This is a genomic window from Pollutibacter soli, assembly GCA_029269725.1.
Lineage (GTDB): Bacteria > Bacteroidota > Bacteroidia > Chitinophagales > Chitinophagaceae > Pollutibacter > Pollutibacter soli.
Genome location: JARJHS010000006.1, coordinates 362,557 through 381,757 on the forward strand (window position 1 = coordinate 362,557; position 19,201 = coordinate 381,757).

Annotated in this window: 10 protein-coding genes; 3 read left to right on the forward strand and 7 right to left on the reverse strand. The window is 43.3% G+C overall.

Annotated features, from left to right (window positions below):
• Positions 1–229 precede the first annotated feature (229 nt).
• The 3 genes from P2W82_RS16625 to P2W82_RS16635 all read right to left on the reverse strand — a co-directional run bounded on the left by P2W82_RS16625 (position 230) and on the right by P2W82_RS16635 (position 5,182).
• Complete coding sequence (locus P2W82_RS16625; RefSeq protein WP_336517040.1) at positions 230–418, reverse strand: hypothetical protein; 189 nt, start codon at positions 416–418, stop codon at positions 230–232.
• Between the two features lie 360 nt (positions 419–778).
• A complete protein-coding gene (locus tag P2W82_RS16630) occupies positions 779–2,890 on the reverse strand; it encodes an ATP-binding protein (protein ID WP_336517041.1) in 2,112 nt (703 codons plus the stop codon).
• Between the two features lie 33 nt (positions 2,891–2,923).
• Positions 2,924–5,182, reverse strand: coding sequence for an ATP-binding protein (locus P2W82_RS16635; RefSeq protein ID WP_336517042.1), 2,259 nt, complete (start codon positions 5,180–5,182; stop codon positions 2,924–2,926).
• Positions 5,183–5,625: 443 nt separating this feature from the next.
• Here P2W82_RS16635 and P2W82_RS16640 point away from each other — a divergent pair, with 443 nt between their 5' ends.
• From P2W82_RS16640 to aspS, 3 genes are all read left to right on the forward strand, one after another.
• The gene (locus P2W82_RS16640) at positions 5,626–11,799 is read left to right on the forward strand and encodes an alpha-2-macroglobulin family protein (protein WP_336517043.1); all 6,174 of its coding nucleotides are present in this window, start codon (positions 5,626–5,628) and stop codon (positions 11,797–11,799) included.
• Between the two features lie 493 nt (positions 11,800–12,292).
• Positions 12,293–12,715 carry a hypothetical protein gene (locus tag P2W82_RS16645; RefSeq protein WP_336517044.1) on the forward strand — a complete coding sequence of 141 codons (423 nt, stop codon included), beginning with the start codon at positions 12,293–12,295 and terminating at the stop codon, positions 12,713–12,715.
• Positions 12,716–12,881: 166 nt separating this feature from the next.
• On the forward strand, positions 12,882–14,708 hold the full coding sequence (gene aspS / locus P2W82_RS16650; RefSeq protein WP_336517045.1) for an aspartate--tRNA ligase: 1,827 nt from the start codon (positions 12,882–12,884) through the stop codon (positions 14,706–14,708).
• A 187-nt stretch (positions 14,709–14,895) separates the two neighbouring features.
• Here the strand turns inward: aspS and P2W82_RS16655 are convergent, their stop codons facing one another.
• The 4 genes from P2W82_RS16655 to P2W82_RS16670 all read right to left on the reverse strand — a co-directional run bounded on the left by P2W82_RS16655 (position 14,896) and on the right by P2W82_RS16670 (position 18,983).
• Positions 14,896–15,258, reverse strand: coding sequence for a TMEM175 family protein (locus tag P2W82_RS16655; protein WP_419555722.1), 363 nt, complete (start codon positions 15,256–15,258; stop codon positions 14,896–14,898).
• On the reverse strand, positions 15,236–15,391 hold the full coding sequence (locus P2W82_RS16660) for a TMEM175 family protein (RefSeq protein WP_336517047.1): 156 nt from the start codon (positions 15,389–15,391) through the stop codon (positions 15,236–15,238). The genes P2W82_RS16655 and P2W82_RS16660 overlap by 23 nt, the downstream gene beginning before the upstream one ends.
• A gap of 132 nt (positions 15,392–15,523) precedes the next feature.
• Positions 15,524–16,036 (reverse strand): transposase, encoded by a 513-nt coding sequence (locus P2W82_RS16665; RefSeq protein ID WP_336517048.1) that lies wholly within the window; start codon positions 16,034–16,036, stop codon positions 15,524–15,526.
• A gap of 832 nt (positions 16,037–16,868) precedes the next feature.
• Positions 16,869–18,983: a M28 family peptidase gene (locus P2W82_RS16670; protein ID WP_336517049.1), complete on the reverse strand. Its 2,115-nt coding sequence runs from the start codon at positions 18,981–18,983 to the stop codon at positions 16,869–16,871.
• Between the last annotated feature and the right edge of the window lie 218 nt (positions 18,984–19,201).

Sequence of the window (19,201 nt, forward strand, 5' to 3'; positions counted from 1 at the left end):
TGTGTAGTTTCTCGGTTGTCAGCTTTGTGTTTTGAATTCAGGCAGGAGGCCGGAATAAGCAGGAGAAAAAGCCAGACAATAGCAAGAAGGCAACAGTCAGCAATACCTGGTGGATTACTGATGCAATTTTTTTTCGAAGGATTTCTTTGCCTTTCCTTTGCGGGCTGTTTTACTTGGCTGTTTCTTTGCGGTTTGATGTTAGAGAGGAGGCATCTGAACAACCCGACAATCAAAAATGCTTATCAAGATTTAAATATTCCACCTTTTCCATAAAAGGGAAGTATGGTAATATTTCAATCAGTTCTTTTGCTTTTGCTTCATCGATATCTTTAAAAATTAATACTGCACCTGTCTTTGACACCGAAAGAAAAAAAATCTCCAGGATAGCTTCCTGCTGCCATTGGTTTATAAACTCCATTTCTCTCCGAGAAAGATCTGGTATTGCTTTATTTTTTCGATTGATTCAGGCGTGATATTTATGAATGCCAAGATCCGTTTCATAAATTTCGTTTACTGAGCGGCAAATAATCCGGCCAATGTATTTCAGATTAAAAAACGGGTGAAATAAATGCAGGTTTTGTAGAATTGATACAGGTGACAGTAAGAAGGTAGCAGGCAGTAGTAATAGCCAGCTGCGCAGAATATGTCCTTACTTTTCGCAGGATTTTCTCTGTCTTTCCTCTGTGGGCTGTTACCCCGGCTGTTGGCTCTGTGATTTGACTTTAAACTGGAGCAAAAAAGCATTTATCATATTTGCCGGATTTCTTCAGACGCCTCTTTAAATAACAACCACAAATTTCGATCCCTTTCCTTCCATACTGCTCACCCGGATCTCACCGCCATGCGCTTTCACTATATCATAACTCAAACTGAGTCCAAGTCCTGTAGCTTGTCCTGTCGGCTTAGTAGTGAAGAAGGGTTGAAATATCTTTTCTCTTATACGCTCAGGTACACCGTCAGCATTATCCTCTACCTCAATCAATGTTTTTCCATTTTCAGCCCGGGTACTGATCTTCACTGTTGGAGAATACAATCCGTTCTCCTTCTTTGATCTCTCACTCACCGCATAAAATGCATTGTTCAGAATGTTAACAACCACACGTCCGATATCCTGCGAAACGATCGATGCGGTTGAATCTTCCTTATCGAAGTTGAATTCCATCGTTGCCTGAAAATCTTTCTGCTTTGCCCGATAGCCATGATATGCCAATCGTGCATACTCTTCCACCAGCTTGTTTACATCGGTCATTTCTTTATGTCCGCTGGTACTACCTGTATGTTGAAGCATGCTTTTTACTATTCCATCCGCTCGCTTTCCATGATTATTTATTTTTACTTCATTCTCTTTAAGGCTGTTCGCTATAAGGGAAGCTTCACTGATTTTACCTTTATTCAATTCTTCCTGCAACTCAACAATAAGTTCAGCATTTACATCCGAGAAGTTATTGATAAAATTGAGCGGGTTCTGAATTTCATGTGCTATTCCCGCGGTGAGCTCTCCAAGCGAAGCCATCTTTTCTGCCTGGATCAACTGCGCCTGAGTTGTTTTTAACTCAGTCAGGGATCGATGAAGCTCTGAGGTGCGCTCAGTTACCAAAGTCTCGAGTTTCAGATTTTGCGAGGCCAGTATCTCCTGTTTTTCTTTTTCAACTGCCAGGTTTTTCTCCGACAGTGTCGCCACCTCGTTCAGCTTTTGTTGCAGACGTTTGCTTGTACGTGCAAAATCATTAGCGAGAAATATCGACACGGCAGCAGGTGGAGCAACGATATAACCCAAAAAGAAGAATGAAAATATATTCAGCGGTGGATTTAGTAAATGATCAGTAACTGAGCCGATTGCATTGGTCAAAAAAAGGAAAAAGCAAATCAATGCAATTACAAATCCAATCGTTAATATTCTTGCCTCCTTCATATTCCTCCTCCATGCAATGATGGAAATGATGATGATCATTATGTAAATAAAAAAAGGAACATTTGATAGCGTTATCTCGAATCCTTTCTTATACCACAAAGACGCCGTGATAAGACTTGCGATACAAAAAACTCCTGTTAGCCATAATAATAATTTCTTCTGAACATTCAGGTAATTCTGAATGGAAGCAAGCATTAATATCTGACCAACGAAATGAATCGAGCTGGCAAGCATACCAAATTGAAATTTCTTATCCTGGTCCGCCCCATAGTAATAATAATTGTGTACTATTCCGCCGGTTACAGTAAAGAGTAATGCCAACGAGAAGTATAAATTTGCCTTCCTGGCAGGATACATGATATAGAAAGCCATGTGCAGGATAAAAGCCATAAACATGATACCCTGCATAAACATATCCAGCCAGGGCCGCGTAAAAATTCCACGGTACTTACCAATCGCGTCCGACTCACGCATAATCATCATGTTCAAAAATGGGTTGGTAGTGCCATAGAATGTGATGTACTTTATGCCTGGCTGGGCAGCAAAGCGAACCGAAAAAGTTTGCACACTATCGTTGCTGAGTGGCAGGTATACTGGTGCCCAATGCGGATCTTCTGCCTTGATCAATCCATTCTTACTATTAATGGTACCATATGTTGCAATTAATATTCCGTTCAGGTAAATTTCAGAAGCTACTGACTGTTTGACCAACATCGACATCTTCCGCCGACCTGCCTCTTCGGGCAGGCGTATACGTAACCGCATCCAGCCTACTCCTTTTTTTGCATCTTCTGGTATCGAATCGTGTATATCAGCTGCCGGCCTGATCGGTTTCCAGCGACTGTCATCAAAGCCTGGCATCACCGCTTCCGGCTGATCAGTCATACTATACCTCCAGCCATTGTTCAACAAGATGAACGATTTTCCAGGGTCGTCCAGGATGATTATTTCCTGCGACTGCAGGAAAAAAGGTAACATACAAAATATAGATACAGTTATAAAACGCATTGCTCAGGTGAGTATAGGTGATGATGATGTTTGCTGCTTTTCAACAGGTAGCTCGATGTTCATTATCGTTCCGCCTCCGCCATTGTCATCAATGTACATCCGTCCGCCATGCGTTTTTATGATATCGTAACTCAGACTCAATCCCAACCCCGTCCCGTGTCCTGTCGGTTTCGTAGTGAAAAAGGGCTGAAAGATCTTTTCCCGGATATGTCTGGGTATGCCGCTGCCGTTATCCTTCACCGTTATTACGATGGTATCACCTGTGCGCTTAGTGGATACGGCGACTTCGTTTCTGGCTGATTCATTACCATCGCTGCTGATCGTTTCGCCGACTGCTTTGTCAATCGTAGAGACGCCATGCCTGTCTCTACGATTGACAGCAGCCGAACTTCGCTCCATACAGGCATAGAATGCATTGTTGAGAACGTTCAGCAATACACGACCAATATCCTGAGCAACCATCGGTACTACTCCGGCGTTGGGATCAAGATCAATATCAATCGCGGCATTAAAATCTTTCTGCTTTGCACGATAACCATGATAGGCAAGCCGTACATATTCATCCACCAGCTTGTTTACATCGGTGAGCTCCTTCTGTCCGCTGCTGCTGCGCGAATGTTGCAGCATGCTCTTCACTATCCCGTCCGCTCTTTTTCCATGATGATTGATTTTCTCTTCATTTTCTTTCAGGCTTTCGCTAATCGAAATGGCTTCTTTCACTTCGCCCTTCTTTAATTCGTCCTGCAGTTCCGCAATCAGTTCACGATTCAGGTCTGAGAAATTATTGACGAAATTCAATGGGTTTTGTATTTCATGTGCGACTCCGGCAGTCAACTCTCCCAGCGAAGCCATTTTTTCGGATTGTATCAGCTGCGCCTGTGCAGATCGCAGATGTTCAAGTGAATGGGTCAGTTCGGCCGTTCGTTCTTCCACTTTCTTTTCAAGTTCCTGGTTCATGGAAACCAGGATCTCCTGTTTTTCCTGTTGTTGTCTCCGATTAGCCTCAGCAAGATCATTGTTCTTACGAATCGTTTCCTGCAATGATTTGTTGGTGTATGCAAAATCCAACGCGAGAAAAAGAGAAATGGCGACGACTATTCCCATCGCGTTAACGAGGTTGGTAATCAGAATAGCCGGAGTGCTAAAAATAGTCCGTGATTCATCATGATTTCTTACCAGCATAATGAAAGTGGCAAAGAACACGGATGTTATCATAACTCCCACAGCAATGATCCAGGAGCCTTTTACTCTGGACCGAACCGCCTGTATCGCAAGGCGCGCGATATTTACATACACGATTATCTGAAAAAAGACAGCGCCTATTAGCCATCCTCCTTCATATATAAAAGCATCCAGGAAGGTTGCCACCACACCCAAAAAAATCAATAGCCGGAAAAAAATGTCGTTTTTGCGCAATAGAAATATCTGCAATGAATAATTCAGAAACAACATGCCGATATTATACCCCAGGAATGCAAAGTTGCCGAAGAAGAATTTCAAATCAACTTTGTGATTGTAGTATAAATGCACACCCTGAGATATATTCCCTATAATAACTACCAAAGCATACAAAGCAAAATATAAGTTAGCTCTCTGTGCCGGGTAAAGAAAAAATAAAGCGGCATGCAATATGAGCAGCATCAGCAGAGTGCCATTTAAAAGAAACCCATAATTGAGGGCTGTATTTTCGGTATAATTGAAAAATGATATCGCTTCATTTGTTGGCACCAACTCAACTGTCAGTAATGGGTTTAGGGTATTAAATGTTTTAGTGTACAAGACACCAGGCTGCATCGCAGCCCGTACAGCAATAACCTGCTTTGCGCCCGGAGAAAAAAATACCGGGATAGGCTTCCAACCCGGATCGTAGGCCCTGACCGATTGTGTATCATTACCCAAAACTCCAAATCGTCGAATCATTTTTCCATTGAGATAAATTTCTGAAGCTACTGACTGACGAATATTTAATGAATAATTTTCATTGGCTTTAACATCATTTCCATCGATTGTATATCGCAACCATATCCTGGCTACATTTTCCAATTCTGATAGACTGTCATGAATATCTCTTGACGGTACAATCGCTTTCCAGTCACGATCATCATATGACGAAGCTGCCCATGCTTTATCATCACCTTCTTTATATTTCCATCCTTTCTCAAGAGCAACGCCGGGTACGTCCAGGTGGCCGGGAATACTCGCAGCAGCAACAGCCAGGACAATAATCCCCAGCAGCAGAAATATGACGTTCCGGGTTGACATTCCTGAGAAATTTAGATCAGGTGTTAATTTTCTAAAAATGATTTATCAGCGCAGGGTGGATTGGCAACGTATGAACGAAAAACAGTGTGCAAAGGGAAGGAATAACCGAAGAGAGATCTTTAATTTATTTCAAAACAAGGAAACGGACAAAAGTTTTAGTCAGGCAACAGGCAGCAGGCAGGAAAGGGAGGCAGGAGATTTGGTAGTCATAGTGTAGTATCGGGCAAGCTATTGGATCTTTTGAGGGCAGGTAATCTTGCTGTTCGTTGTTCGTTATTCGTTGTTCGTTTGAACAGCCAGTGTATAGTTTCACCCGTATTCTGTATCCTGTAGTCTGTTTTCTTCAGTCCGCCAGGCATATAAAATGTTAATACCCTTTTTTATTTATGCAATAACCGATAATCTTACATCTGAAATTCAGACTGGCAAAACAGATTTTCACCATGAGAGAAATATTGATCGTTACGGCATTGATTATCACCCAATTACACGCATTTGCACAACAGAAAATGACTGACTATACCAAGCTTTGGAAAAAAGTTGATGATCTGATTGAGAAAAAAGGACTCACAGCTTCTGCCCTGACAGAAGTAAAGAATATTTATTCTCTTGCGGTTAAAGAGAAAAATGATGCACAGCAAATCAGGGCATTGGTGTATGAAGGGAGGTTGACCGACACAAATGAAGAAGATGCGACACAAAAAATTTCAGATCGATGGAACTCTTTGCTGAAGACTTCCCATGAACCTGTATCATCATTGTTGAACAGTATGCTCGGAAAATTATATTGGAATTATTTTCAACGCAACAGATACAAGCTATACCGTGAACCGAATACTGAAAACGGAAAACTGGAAGAAAAGAAGAAAGATCTGGAGTCTATGGATGCTGAGGAACTGCATCAGCTGATCACAAAACATTTTACTGCATCGCTGAAGGATTACAAAACGCTTTCCGGAATAAAACTTAACCAGTGGCAACCCATCATTATCAAAGGAAATAATCCTGAATTGCGACCCACGCTTTATGATCTTCTGGCGCAGGCCGCACTACAATATTTTGTCAGCGGAGAAAGAACGTTACGGAAAGCAGTAAACGATTTTGAAATTTCAGACACCCGTGCATTCGGTCATGCAGCACAGTTTGTACAGTGGAAACCCGAAACAAAAGATTCCACCTCACTCTATTACCAGGCCATACTGATCTATCAGCAACTCATCCGGTTACATCTTTCGGATAAAAATCTCACTGCCCTGCTGGACGTCGATATTGAACGTTTACAATTTGTACATCGCATCGCTGTCACCCCGGATAAAAATGAATTCTACAGGGCCGGACTATTGAGTATTTTTTTGAATTATCCGGACAGGCCGGAAGCAGGTAAGGCATTCTATCTCGCTACTGCACAGGTGTACCAGGAGGCAATGAACTATTCAGATGAGAACCCAGATCAGCGACTACGCTTTTTATTGGTTGATGTAAAACAGCAACTGGAACAAATACAAAAAAAATACCCATTGACTGAAGCTGCAGCAAATGCATCAAATCTTCTGCAACAGATACTGAAGAAATCAGTACAACTGGAAACGGAGAGAGTGAATCTTCCGGATCAGCCTTTCAGAACGAGAGTGAGTTTTGCAAATACAAACCTGATGTATTACAGGATCATCAAAGTGGACGATCATTTTCCTGATGAGAATAACCGCTGGGATGATAAGTACTGGCAGAAGCTTGTTTCATTAAAACCAATCGACCAGGTAAGACAGGAATTGCCACTTGCACCGGATTACAGAACTCATTCAACTGAAATTAAAATTGATGCATTGCCGGTAGGTCGTTATGCTTTGCTGGCAGGAGTGAATGAGAATTTCAGTCTTGATCAGAATCCATTGGCGGTTCAATACTTCGATGTCTCGGATATTTCATGGGCGAACAATGGCAATCATTATTTCTTTCTGCATCGCGATAACGGCCAGCCATTAACAGACGCGCAAGTGCAGCTGTGGAGTAAAAAATACGACTACAAAACGAACAAATACAACTTTACCAAACTTCAGAGTCTGTCTGCAAACAAAAATGGCTACGCCTTCATTTCTGCACCTGAAAAATTAGATGGTCAGTTGACATTTGAAATTAACTGGCAGAAGGATCACCTTTTCAGTTCGGATGAACAAATTCGTCCATACCCGATCTATAGAAATGCAACTGGTGAAATTCCGGATGAAGAAAAAGCACGAAGTCATGCATTTATTTTTTTAGATCGTAGTATTTATCGTCCGGGGCAGGAAGTATTTTTTAAGACAATCTATATACGTAAAAACAAAAATGAGAATACGCATGCTGTGATCTCCGGCCTGAGATCAACCGTCTACCTTAACAACGCGAACGGAGAAATAATTGACTCCCTGCAATTGGAATCAAACGAATTTGGATCTGTATCAGGGAAATTCAGATTACCTCTCAGCGGACTAACCGGGTCTTTTAGTATCAGAGAAGCTTATACGAATGCAACACAGCAATTCAATGTTGAAGAGTACAAGAGACCGAAGTTCCAGGTTACATTGGAAAAACCTAAAAAGGAATTTAAATTGAATGATACGGTTACAGTGGAAGGGAATGCTGTTGCTTATGCAGGAATCGCTATAGGCGGATCGAAAGTGCGTTACCGTGTAACCAGATCGGTGTTTTATCCATATCCGTTTTATAGCAGGTACAGGATCATGCCTTACAGTGAGCCGGTGGAGATTGCGAATGGAATTACAGAAACGGGTGTCGATGGAAAATTTAATATCTCTTTTCCCGCTGTACCCGATAAGAATTCCGATCCAAAATCATTGCCGGTATTTCATTATTCCATTAGTGCCGATGTAACTGACATCAACGGCGAGACACGTTCTGCAGAAACGATGGTGTCCATCGGTTATCATTCTTTGCAGATCTCGGGGTCGGTTGCGGAAGTATTATATGCTGACAGCACAAATAAAATTTCTGTTTCGGCAACCAATCTTTCTGGTGAACCTCAAAAAGCAACTGTAAAAATCACAGCATATCTGCTGGAAACACCGGATCGATTGATACGTGAACGTTACTGGAATCAGTCCGACACATTTATTTTCAGTAACGAGGAGTACATTAAATATTTTCCAAACGATGAATATGCTGATGAGTCAAAAAAAGAAAGCTGGAAAAGGAAGGCGAAAGTGTGGGAAATAACGGACACGGTCAGCGGAAATAATCAGTCGGTTACTATTCCAAAATCTGCCTTGAAGCCGGGAGTATATGCAATTGAGATATCAGGTACGGATAAATCCGGCAGGGAAGTAAAGACTGTTGTATATACTGAGCTGAAAGCTTCAATCAACAGCAAAAGCATGGTCCCTTCTTACTACCAGGCAGCTGTGAATAAAAATACATTTGAGCCGGGAGAAATTGCCCGCCTCCATCAACAGACTGATGCTGATCAGTTATTCATCATTCGGCAACTCATCTCCGCGACTGAAAGCGAGCAATACTATTTTAATCGTGAGAATCGTGATTTTGTTTACGATATCCAACGGTTGAATAAAGAATCAAAAAACACAGATTATCCGGTAGTGGAAAAAGATCGTGGAGGTTTTGGTATATCGCATGTTTTTGTAAAACACAACAGGTTATTTATCGATGAATCCGTAATTGCAGTCCCCTGGACCAATAAAGAGCTGGATTTCCGGTTCACCACTTTCCGTGATAAAACATTGCCCGGGTCAAAAGAAGAATGGGCTGTACAGGTGAGTGGATGGAAAGGTGAGAAACTGGCGGCTGAAATCCTGACATCGATGTATGATGCATCATTGGATCAGTTTATGGTGCATAACTGGTACAAGCCTGCAATATTTTCAACCTTTCACCGACAGGCAGGCTTGTGGAGCAAAAACTCCTATTTCGCGGTGAGCCATGGCGATATTCGTTATATAAACGAAAAAACAACGGAGATTAACTCTGCGATTCCAGATGAATTGTTGTGGGTTAAGGATGAGCTGGTAAATGTCGGATATGCGATGCAACGTATGGCGAAAGGTGTCGTGGTGAAAGATGAAGCTGTCTTGCAGGAAATGGCACCTCCACAAGCAATGAATTCATTAGCGGATACCGTTGCAGTGCCAGACCTGGAAAAAGACCCTACTGGATCGAAGGGACTTATGAAAACAATTATCGTCAGGAAAGAAGGATCTGAACAGCCAGCAAATGAAAATCAGCCAACGAAAATGCGTACCGATTTCCGCGAAACCGCATTCTTCTTCCCTGATCTCAAAACCGACGCTAACGGAAATGTGAACTTTTCATTCACAATGCCCGAAGCGTTAACCGAATGGAAATGGCAGGTTTTTGCTCATACTAAAGACCTGGCGATGGGCCTCGGAACAAAAACGGTGATTACGCAGAAAGAACTGATGGTACAACCGAATCTCCCAAGATTTTTACGCGAAGGCGATAAACTAACGGTGGCGGTTAAGGTAGTCAATCTCACTGATGTGGAGATGACCGGTCAATCCGTTCTGCAACTGATCGATGCTGCATCCGGACAAGTTGTGGACGGGCTATTCACCAATGTTTTTCCAACACAGTACTTTACTGCCCCGGCAAAAGGTTCTGTTCCGGTAGAATTCACCATGACGATGCCTTACAGTTTCAACCGGCCGCTGATCTGTCGCATCACTGCCAAGGCTGGCAATCATACCGATGGAGAAGAGATTGCGTTGCCGGTGTTAACTAATCGAATGCTGATTACGGAATCGCTTCCGGTTCGCATGACCGGCACCGGTACGAAAACATTCTCATTTGAAAAACTGTTGCAATCAGGTAAAAGCCCATCACTGAGTAATCATGGCATTACTGTTGAATACAGCAGCAATCCCGCGTGGTATGCCGTTCAGGCACTTCCATATCTGACGCAATATCCTTATGCATGTGCAGAACAGGAATTCAATCGCTTTTATGCAAATACGCTGGCATCGATGATCGCCAGCAAGCATCCGAAAATCAAAGCATGGTTTGAAAAAAGAATGCAGGACAGTGCGAAAGGAAAACCGGTACAACTCATCAGTAATCTGGAAAAAAATCCTGAGCTGAAAAATATCCTGCTGGAAGAAACGCCATGGGTACTGGATGCAGAATCAGAAACTGCGCAGCAGAAACAAATTGCAACACTGTTCGATATGATCAGGATCTCTGCTGACCTGCAAGCAAGCCTTGCAAAACTTGCGCAATCGCAAACCAGCAACGGTGGTTTTGTGTGGTTCCCCGGCGGCCCGGAAGATCGCTATATCACCCAGTACATCATCACCGGTATTGGTCGCCTGAAAAAACTGGGCGCCATTCCTGCAGCACAACAGTCTACTGTAACCGAAATCGCCAGCAAAGGCTTGAAATACCTGGCGCAACAGATTCGGAAAGACTATGACGAAGTGCAGAAAAATAACAAGAAAGTCGCCGCTTATGTGCCCGGCGATTTAAGCATACAATATTTATATGCGATCAGCTTCTTCCCTGAATTTAAAGCTGATACAAAAACAGCAACCGCCATTCAGTATTTCCGCAGCCAGGCAAAGAAAAACTGGGTGAAAAAAGATCGTCAGACCCAGGCGATGCTGGCGCTCAGTGCTCACCGTGCAAAAGATGCCACACTTGCAAAATCCACCCTGAAAGCCTTGAAAGAACAATCTGTAAACAGTGAAACATTGGGGCGTTACTGGAAAGCGCCGCAATATGGATACTACTGGTACCAGGCGCCGATTGAAACGCAGGCATTGATGATAGAAGCTTTTGATGAGATCAATGCAGATGCGTTGATGGTTTCAGGTCTGAAACAATGGCTGCTGTTGCAGAAACAGACACAGAACTGGTCAACAACCAAAGCAACTGCCGATGCTTGTTATGCTTTGTTGTTACGCGGATCCGACTGGCTCGCTACCGATCCGGATGTGAAGATCAGCCTGGGTGAAAGCAATGCATTCGTATTTGATAATTCAGCAGCAAAGGAAACAGGTACCGGATATTTTAAATCGGTTATTGGTGCAGGTGAGGTAACTCCGGAATTGGGAAAAATTAAAGTTGAAGTAAGCAATACTCCGGCAGGTGAGAAAGCGCAGCTGAGCTGGGGTGCTGTGTACTGGCAGTATTTTGAAAACCTCGACAAAATCACGTCAGCTGCAACACCATTATCGATCAAAAAAACCTGGTATGTGGAAAGAACAAGTGACCGCGGACCGGTGCTTGCATTAGTGGAAGACAATACTTCATTGAGGCCTGGTGATAAACTGAAAGTAAGACTTGAACTTCGCAGTGATCGCGCGATGGAATACATCCATGTCAAAGATCAGCGTGCATCAGGTACAGAACCGGTGGATGTGATCAGTGGCTATCATTACCAGGGCGGACTTGGATATTATCAATCCACACGTGATGCTTCAACGAACTTCTTTATTTCTTATCTGCCAAAAGGAACCTATGTATTCGAGTATGCATTGTTTGTAAATCAGCAAGGAAATTTCTCTGCCGGACCAGCGGTTGCGCAGTGCATGTATGCGCCGGAGTTTTCGGCGCATAGTGAAGGAGTGAGGATCAAGGTTCAACGTTAAAAGTAGAACGTTGAACGTTGAACGCAGCGGTTGCGGATGGTGGTTGCAGGTTTTAAGTTGTAGGTTATAAGTTAGGTCTTGCGCGAACATTCAGGCTTCTGCTATAAGTAAGCTCTTTTTTGTGAGATTTCTTTGTTCCTATGAGTCTATGTGGTGCAAAAAAATCTGAACCACATAGGCACATAGTAAACATAGGCACGCTCCTCTTAAAAGTACAGGTTTTAAGTCAGAAGTTATAGGTTGGCTCTTGCGCGAACACTCAGGGCTTCTCCTGTAACTGAGCCTTTTATCATGAGAATTCTTTGTGTACTATGTGCCTATGCGGTGCAAAAAAATCTGAACCACATAGGCACATAGTAAACAGAGGATTTTACCATTTTCATTCTCCTTATTCAATCTTGTGGTAGTTGAAATCAGTAAACGATTCCGAAACCGCTTAGGCTTACGTTCTACGTTTTACCTGCCTTTGTATCTTAGCAAAAAAACCAAACCAATGAGCGTCTACTCCATCCCTTCCCGTTTCCGGAGAATCGAAAATCTGCATATCCTGCTCTGGCTGATAAAAGATTCCTGCTGGGCGCTGAACTTTAAAGTGGCGGGGATGATCATGATCGTTCCTACCCTGGCGGTAGCCATTTATATCACCTGGCAGACGCGAAGCATTACTTCGGAGCTCATCCATAACCTGGCCGTTGTATTCTGGATCGTCGCCAACTGTACCTGGATGACGGGAGAATTCTACGGCTGGGATGAACAGATCAGCGGCGGAATCGGACTACGCCATATTGCAGTGATCCCCTTCTCCCTGGGCCTGATCATATTGTTTTATTACTATATCTTCCTCGCTCCCAGTAAGAAATTCAGGGAGAAGATGACTGAGAGAACACAGGAACTAACTGATGAGGTTCAACGTTGAACGTAGAACGTTGAACGCGGGTCGTTGACACTGCTGATTTCCTGCACTATCCGGATCTTACAAGTCCTGGTACATAACTGCCACCGCTTAGGGCAGCGTTTAACGTTTTACGTTCTACGTCCAACGTTCGTATATTTGCCGTCCTGAAAAAATCAGGTTTAAGCCTATGTACCGGACAAATGACTGCGGTGAATTACGCAAAGAGCATATCGGAAAGGATGTAACATTGGCGGGCTGGGTGCAGACCGTCAGAAAATTTGGGGCAATTACTTTTGTTGACCTTCGTGATCGTTATGGTATCACACAGATCGTATTCAACGAAAATCTCAATAAACAACTCGATGATCAGCCGCTGGGGCGTGAGTTTGTGTTGCAGGTAAAAGGAAAAGTGATCGAACGCAGCAGTAAGAATCTGAATATACCCACTGGTGAAATTGAAGTTGCGGTGAGCAGCTTTTCTATTCTTAATAAATCTGTTGTTCCTCCATTTACTATACAGGATGAAACTGATGGAGGTGATGATCTGAGAATGAAATTCAGGTACCTGGATCTGCGTCGTAATGCAGTCAAAAAAAATCTTGAATTGCGCTACTCGGTGAATCGTTCCGCAAGAAATTATCTGCATGAAAACAAATTCATGGATATCGAGACGCCATTCCTGATTAAGTCTACACCCGAAGGTGCACGCGATTTCGTTGTGCCTTCACGTATGAACCCGGGTCAGTTTTATGCGCTTCCGCAATCACCGCAAACATTCAAGCAATTGCTGATGGTGAGTGGTTACGATCGATATTACCAGGTGGTGAAATGTTTCCGTGATGAGGACTTACGCGCCGATCGTCAGCCTGAGTTCACGCAGATCGACTGTGAAATGAGTTTTGTTGAGCAGGAAGATATTCTGAACATGTTTGAAGGCTTAATCAAAAGGATCTTTAAAGATGTAAAAGGAATCGACTATACCGAAGTGGTGGAACGAATGACCTGGGAAGATGCGATGTGGCAGTTTGGTAACGACAAACCGGATATTCGTTTCGGGATGCAACTCTGCAACCTGAAATCGCCGGACGTTGTTCGTGGCGAGAAAGAAGATCGTTCATCTTTGATCAACGGGGCAAATTTCAATGTATTTGACCAGGCAGAAACGGTACTGGCAATTGCTGTTCCGGGAATATCAGAATATACACGCAAACAAACCGATGAACTCACGGAATGGGTTAAGCGCCCACAGATCGGCATGAAGGGTTTGGTGTATATCAAGTGCAATACTGATGGCACTTATAAAAGTAGTGTCGATAAATTTTACAGCGAAGAAAAACTGAAGGCCATTGCCGATGCGGCAGGCGCTCAGAAAGGTGATCTCGTGTTAATCCTTGCCGGCGCAGAAGAGCGCACAAGAAAAGCGATCAGTGAATTGCGTCTGGAAATGGGTGAACGTCTGGGCTTAAGAAAGAAAGATGAATTCAAATTACTCTGGGTACTTGACTTCCCCTTGTTCGAATATAGCGAAGATGATAATCGCTGGGTGGCGCGTCATCATCCGTTTACCTCTCCGAAACCTTCGCAGATTGAAACGATGATCAACAATGCACCTGAGATCACTAACGCTGCCGAGTACCTGCAACACCCTTATGCCGGCATCAAGGCAAATGCATACGATATGGTGCTGAACGGAAACGAGATTGGCGGTGGTTCCATTCGTATTTACCAGAGAGAATTGCAGGAAAAGATGTTTGCTGCATTAGGTATGAGTCCGGAAGAATCGAGACATAAATTCGGGTTCCTGCTGGGTGCATTCGAATACGGTGCACCGCCACATGGTGGAATTGCATTTGGTTTCGATCGTCTCTGCGCCATTCTCGGTGGGTCTGAAAGTATCCGTGACTTTATCGCATTCCCGAAAAACAACAGCGGTCGCGATGTGATGCTGGACGCGCCTTCGACTATAGATGATAAGCAACTGGTGGAATTGAGTCTGAAGATCGATGTTGAATAGAGTCCGAACGACAGGTTACGAAAGCCGGAAGGTATGAAACCTGATCCATCAGCTTTTAGTCATTTGTTTGCTGACAGCTTTGTGTTTAAAGATTCTGCTGGAAATAAGGTTCATCGGAAACCGGCAGCATAAAATGATAAAAGCGGCCACCGGACTCAGAAATGAAATCAGTGTGGCAGACAGACCGTTAAAACATAGCTACGTTACAGGCCATCTTGTTTGCATAATTTGTTTTTGCATCGAGCTCCTTTTTCAGAAACTCCGGTTTTGAAGTCACATAGTTCCATATCTGATTCTGAAACACGGTGATTAAAAACGTATTTGCAGAATAACAAAACATTGCAGGCACATCTCTGAAATAAGTACCGATCAGTGAAGTGGTGAATGGCAGCAATACAATAAAAAGAAGCCAGGTATTATTGTACCGGAACATTTTATAGTCGACTCTCGAGATAAATTGAAAAAACTGGTGGTGTACTTTCCAGAAGGCAGCAATATTAAAAAACGAAAGAAAGAAGGCCAGGAATTTATGGTCTCCTATCTGCCAGATCGCTAAACCTCAGGATGCCATCTGCATTTTTATGGATTTTCAATTCCAGGGCCAGTAATGTAATTGCAATAGCAACTACGGTATCGGTAAAGAATACGAGGCGTTCAAGATCAAGATTTTTTTGTTCGGACATCGCTCCTGTATGTTCAGGGAGTGGGCAAATCTAATGAACAGGCATAATGGCAGTAATTCGTTTTTCGAATATTTGTTGGTGTTCCTGCGATGAAGTTTTTCCATAAAGAATTACCTGGAACACCAACAAATATCAGCAATGAGTCAGAAATCCCCAGTTATCAAAACCAGACTGATAAAATGCAGCGGAAGAATATTTATACTCTTCCGGTAAAATACACAACCCTGCTCTGACCGGATTCAAATGCACATAGTCAATTTTTTGTTTCATCATATTTTCATTGATCATTTCGATATACAAAGGATTACGTCGCCAAAACTGAAAGTTTCTGTCAGCCGCTTCTACCTTAAAATAATCGAGAACCAGAGGGTGGTTAATTTCCAGGTCGGCTTTAATCCGCTGGGCGGTATACTTCATAAAATCCCGCTGTACGTCTGATTTCTTTCTTCCTGCTCTCATTTGCCAGATCAGATGGATATGATTGACCATAATTGCAAAAGCAAACAAATGGATTCTTCGATCTTCAACAAGGAACCGAAGACTTTCGGCAACTATATCTTTATACTTATCTGGTTTTAGCAGGTGCTGTTTTTTAAAATTCGAAGCAGTAAAGAATTGAGGGAATTCGGTAATAATTTCGACCATTCAGTAATCTACGCCGCATAACAGGCCGGGACAAGGGAAGAACATCACTATATAATCAGATTTTTCTCTTCGATTTTCGTGGTGGGCTACAACATTTGCTGGTGTTCCCAACCGAATGTCATCGCCAGTTGCAGCCGCCAAAGAACACCAACAAATATTAGCAAAGCCGACAGTCACGAAATCTATATTCGGAAGTTTTATCTCTTATTTGTTGGTGTTCCTAGCCGTACGTTATGTCCTGGTGGAGCCGCCAGGGAACACCAACAGCGAAATCATCAGTTGCTGATGCAGAGCTCTTATTTGTTGGTGTTCCTATCTGAACGTTATCGCCTGATTAAGTCGCCAGGGAACACCAACAAATATTGGCAAAGCCGACAGTCACGAAATCTATATTCGGAAGTGTTATCTCTTATTTGTTGGTGTTCCTATCCGAATGTTAGCGCCTGACTAAGTCGCCAGGAAACACCAACAACTTTTGGCAAAGCTGACAGTCACGAAATCATTAGTTGGTGATGCAGAGCTTTTATTTGTTGGTGTTCCTAGCCGAACGTTATCGCCTGACTAAGTCGCCAGGGAACACCAACAAATATTGGCAAAGCCGACAGCCACGAAATCATTTTGGAGATGCATATCTCTTATTTGCTGGTGTTCCAATCCGAACGCTATGGCCTGGTGGAGCCGCCACGAACACCAACAAATATTGGCAAAGCAGACAGTCACGAAATCATTTTGGAGATGCATACCTCTTATTTGTTGGTGTTCCTATCCGAACGTTATCGCCTGACTAAGTCGCCAGGGAACACCAACAAATATTTGCGTTTGTATCCACAATTCATTTCAACGTCATCGCCCCCGCAGCCACATTCGCATCCAGCACCTTCACCACATCATCCAGTTTCACCACACCATAATACCAGTTCCCGGCAGCAAGGCATTCCGCCTGCAAAGCTTTGTTGATATCATAATAACTGCGCTTGCCATCAACAAAATTCAAAAGTTCCGTGCGCATCGTGGGATGAAGAATCGTTCCTGCAGCACCGCGCACCCTTTTTTCAAAATAAGTATCAAGTACAGGATGGTTTACAGGAATCTTTTTTGACGCAGCAGTTTCTGCTTCGCTTAGTTTGATCGATGGTGCTTTTGTGACACCATTCATTCGTTTGTACAACTCCGCAATTTCATTCTGCATCGCGGTTTGTTTTAATTTCATTTGCGCAACAGCATTGGCAATCGCCTTATTCGATTCAGCATCATTTCCGCTGATCTTACTAACCGACTGCAGCGCACGTATTTCCCTAAGTATTCCCTGTTCAACAATAATATTTGCATTCTTCCATCCTTCTTCTTTATCCGTTACCGTCTGTATTTCATTGAATGCCGCCTGCAAGTCATTCGCAAGTCTTTTGCTTCCCTGCGCATAGGTTTCAGACAGCAACAAACTGGTCTGATCTTTTTCAGCCTTACCAAAATAATAAGCCATCGACGCAATGATGAACGCATTTCTCTCCAGCTGCGTCTGATCAATCTGCCAGAGATCATCTTCAGAAGAATGTATCCAGTTGTCATCCCAATTGATCAACGCAACCGATGGTACACCAATCGCCCCTTCAACAAAATTGAGGTTATCCGATGCATCAAAGAAGGGCACAAATCTCGCTCCGAATGATTCGCGCGTTCCTCGTGTTGAATAAATAGGCCGTGAATGCGGACGCGGATATCCTCCCATCCTTCCGGCAGTAATAAACGAATTGTTGGTTTGTATTACGAATGTTCCTATGTTCTCAAACACCGCATCGAGATAACTGGTGATAGAATGCGGAGCATAGATCAGGTTCTGTACGCGACTTCCCAGCGACTGCTTAGCACCAACCATATCCTGGTGGAGGTTCAGCAATAATTTTGATGGTTGATCCGGAAAATCCCTGAAATAACGGTACTCAGAATAAATTTCATCTGTCCACCAGAAACGGATATCACGCAGTGGCCGCTGAATCTTCCCTTCTGCAATGAGTTTATTCAGCGTGCGCGCAATCTCCAGCAGATTTGCACAACCACTTCCGTCATCGTTCGCAGATCCCTGTTCCTCCTGCAAATGCGCTGTAATTACAATTGCCTGGTCATGATATTTTGATCCTTTGATCCATCCCTCAACAAACCCCGTACGTCCGGGTGCCTTTCCAATTTCGGTGTCTACCTTCACGCGAACAGTAACTTTTCCTCCCGGCACTTTCTTACCGGTTGCAAAAAAATCTTCGGTTGTTGAAGAAGTAACCATTTTTCTTAATATATCTCCCTTTCGTGGTGGGAGATTAAATGCGAAAGTTCCCTGTTTGCCTTCCGGCGGTGTTACCGCAATTCGCGTCCAGGCGATCTGATCAGGAAAATCAAATTGACTTTTACTTTCGGAAGTTGTATAGGAAATTACCCCGACAGCACCTTTCGCCCATACGGCGTTCGCAACTGCGGCTTGCGGATTACCATTGATAAGAACAATTTTTCCTGCAACATCCATTTTTTCCAGCTCCCCTTTTGTTCCGTTGCCGATGTAAACAAGTTCAGCAGAGAGGTCTGCATCATGACTTCCATCAGAAAGATATACCGCATGATCACCTATATCAGCAAGTTTTAATTCCACCGGATCAGTAATCCAGAGTTCCGCAGATTTTGCAGTATAGTTAGGTCCTTCCAGTTTTTGCTCAATAAATCTTACATCTTCCAGGCCTGCTTTTTTCGCCTGCTCAACAACATAATTCGAAGCCTGGAAAAATCCATCCATGCCGGAGTCCCGATGCCATTGTGTAAGAATCCGGATCGCTTCGAAAGCGCGATCGCCGGACAATTCATTGATCAGCATCCTGATTTCGGCATCAGATAAAAATGGTGTTTGCTGCGCAGAAGCAGAACTGTACACCAATAACAAAAACAAAAGCCTGCGTAATTTTTTCATACAAAACTTTTAACCGTCAAATACAAAAAATGTGATGAGATTTTTTATTCATTACTCCCGAATGTAGCAAAATTACTACCAGCAAAATCAGCTGGCCGGCAATAGACAAACACGGCTGCTGTTTTAAAGCAGGATAAAGAGGGTCTTTCAATAGCTGCCTGGGGCGACGTCTTTTTCCCGCGGATCATTAATGATTGAAGAAGCCGGTGCGCTCATGC